Source organism: Microcoleus sp. K4-B3 (genome assembly GCF_036704615.1).
GTDB lineage: Bacteria > Cyanobacteriota > Cyanobacteriia > Cyanobacteriales > Microcoleaceae > Microcoleus.
In genome coordinates, this window is the sequence record NZ_JAUBSF010000188.1 from 1 (window position 1) to 2943 (window position 2943).

At 49.0% G+C, this 2943-nt stretch carries 1 protein-coding gene; it reads right to left on the minus strand.

Annotated elements, in window-relative coordinates; translation table 11 throughout:
* Positions 1-48: 48 nt before the first annotated feature.
* A partial coding sequence (locus tag QUA78_RS32095) for a tetratricopeptide repeat protein (protein WP_333307192.1) occupies positions 49-2943 on the minus strand: 2895 nt, incomplete at its 5' end.

Genomic DNA, 2943 nt, shown 5'->3' on the forward strand with positions numbered 1-2943 from the left:
AATCACTAATGCCAAATCGTATATATTGCCCTTTTTGTCAAGTACAATTTATACCAAATTAGATGAGCTTACCCTGCGACTTAAACCTGGATTTGCTGATTCTACCGCTTGCTGAGTGGTGACTGAAGAAGCGTTTTTAACTCGTTCATCCTTAGCGCTAAAAACTGGATCTGCCAGTATTGCTAAACTCCGATTAGGAGGTTGTCTGTCATTGTAGTTTTGTCTTAATATTCCCAAGGTGGAAGCTGAAGGCAGCAGCACGATTTCATGGTCTACTATTAAAGGCGGATTCCCATTTTCACCGGATTTCCCGGGGAGGGAAAGGGCAGCAAAAGGCAGGTAATTCAAAACGCCATCGCCAACTATGAGCAGGCGCTTTTGACCGAGTTGGGCAGCAACGGGCTGTAAGATAATTTGACTGATAGCATCGTTGGCTTGGGCGATTTGATTGGGGCTGTTTCGGGAACTTGGAGCTGTGACAGCATCGCGGAATTTTCTGGCATTTGTCTCGATGTCGGCACGTTTGGGCAATTCATAACTGGTGATGCTGGTTTTAGTCACAGCCCAGAGATAGCTGCGATCTTTCCCTAGAGAATACTGGAGTAAAATGGTATTCTCATCGAGGATTTGTTGTTGAATTTGTGCCAGGGTTAGGGGTTGCGGTTGGGTGAGGGCGGCGTAACGGGGACTGGTGGCGCGGATTTGGGCTTGAATGTCTTGATATTGTCCTAATAAAGTTTGGCGTTTTTGGTCTAATTCTGCTTTTTGTGCGGGGGTATGATTGGGGCGATTGAGAACTTCGATTCGCCGTTTTTCCAGGGCATCAAGTTGCTGTTGTAAACTGCGTTCCTGTTGCAATAATTCTGGGGCGACACCTTGGCGAATATCGGCGTTTGCTTCTTGAAGAAGTTCGAGGAGGCTGCGGGCGCGGGAACGTTCGCTGGCTTCAAAGGCCTTGGTATCATAACCAGATTTAGGATTAGTTTTGTGCAGTTGCATTAACAGGTCAATGTAGAACTGGTAATAGTCCTGCACGGTGGCAAAGTAAGAGGTGCGGAGTTCAGGGCTGACAATTTTGGTGCGGAGGCTTTCAATAATTTTGAGAGCCGCTTCAATGTTAGTGAGGGCTTCAGTAAGATTGCCTTGAGCGCGTTTGACAGCAGCCATGTTGTAAAGGGTGAGAGCTTCCTGTATGCGATCGCCCACGGCCTGACTAAAGGGAAGGGACTGGCTGAAATACTCTAGCGCTTTCTGGTTTTCTCCTAATTCTGAGTAGACTTTGCCGATGTAGTCAAGGGTGGTAGCTTCCCCATTGCGATTGTGCACGGCCCGACTCAGGGGCAGGGACTGGTTGTAATACTCTAGGGCTTTCTGGTTTTCTCCCAATTCTGAGTAGACTTTGCCGATGCCAAGGAGGGTGAGAGCTTCCCCACGCCGATCGTCTGCGGCCCGTCTCAGGGGAAGGGACTGGTTGTAATACTCTAGGGCTTTCTGCTTTTCTCCCAAAATTGAATAGACATGGCCGATGTTGGTGAGAGTGACAGCTTCCCCACGGGGATTGCCCTCGACCTGTCTCAGCGAAAGCGCCTGGCTGAAATACTCTAGGGCTTTCTGGTTTTCTCCCAACTCTCCGTAGACAATGCCGATTCTGTTGAGAGTGAAAGCTTCCCCTTTACGATCGCCCACTTTCTGACTCAGGGAAAGGGACTGGTTGTAATACTCTAGGGCTTTCTGTTTTTCTCCCAAATTTGAGTAGACTTGGCCGATGCTACTGAGGGTTTCAACTTCCTGATGGCGATCACCCACTTTCTGACTCAGGGAAAGGGACTGGCTGAAATACTCTAGCCCTTTCTGATTGTCTCCCAATGCGAAGTAGACTTTGGCGATCTCGTCGAGGGTGAAAGTTTCCATAAGGTGAGTGCCCATAGCCCGAAACAAGGGAAGGGACTGGTTGTAATACTCTAGGGCTTTCTGGTTTTCTCCCGAATCTGAGTAGACACCGCCGATGATGCTGAGAGTCATAGCTTCCTCTAAGTGATCCCCGGTTGCCCGAATCACGGAAAGGGACTGGCTATAATACTCCAGCCATTTCTGCGTTTCTCCCAATTCTAAGTAGATACCGCCGATGGTGCGGAGGACGAGAGCTTCCCCAAAGCGATCGCCCAGGGCACGCTTCAGGGAAAGGGACTGGCTGTAATACTCTAGCGCTTTTTGCTTGTCTCCCAAAACATCGTAGAGTCTGCCGATATCGCTGAGGGTGAGAGCTTCCTGTGAGCGATCGCCTGCTGCCCGGCTCACGGAAAGGGACTGGTTGTAATAATCTAGGGCTTTCTGGTTTTCTCCCAATTCTGAGTAGACTTGGCCAATTCTGTTGAGTGTGAAAGCTTCGTAAGCGCGATTGCCGATTGCCCGACTCACGGTAAGGGACTGGCTGTAAGACTCTAGCGCTTTCTGTTTTTCTCCCAAGCCTGAGTAGATTTGGGCTATGCCGTTGAGGATGCCAGCTTCCCGATCGCGCTCGCCTACTGCCCGAAACATGGGAAAGGATTGGTTGTAATACTCTAGCGCTTTCTGTTTTTCTCCCAAGTCTAAGTAGACTTGGGCGATGCTTTGGAGGGTGTCAGCTTCAAAAGAGCGATCGCCCATTTCTCGGTACAGCTTTAATGCTTCTTCAAACTTGGCGATCGCTTTTCTTAAAGATTCCGCCGTCTTCGGCTTCTGCTGGTAAAGTTGCCATGCTTCTGCAATGGTTTTAAAAGCTTTTTCAGCAGCCTCCGGGTTTCCCCCTCCCTGCTGCGATACCTCTTGACTAATTTTAATCGCGCTGGGTGCAGCTACCGCCGGGACTCCTAGCAAAATCAGAGCACTTATACCAATTTCATAAAATAGTGCTACAGTTAGTAGAAATGCATTTTGCAATTTAGTAGCCAAAGAGAGGTCAAA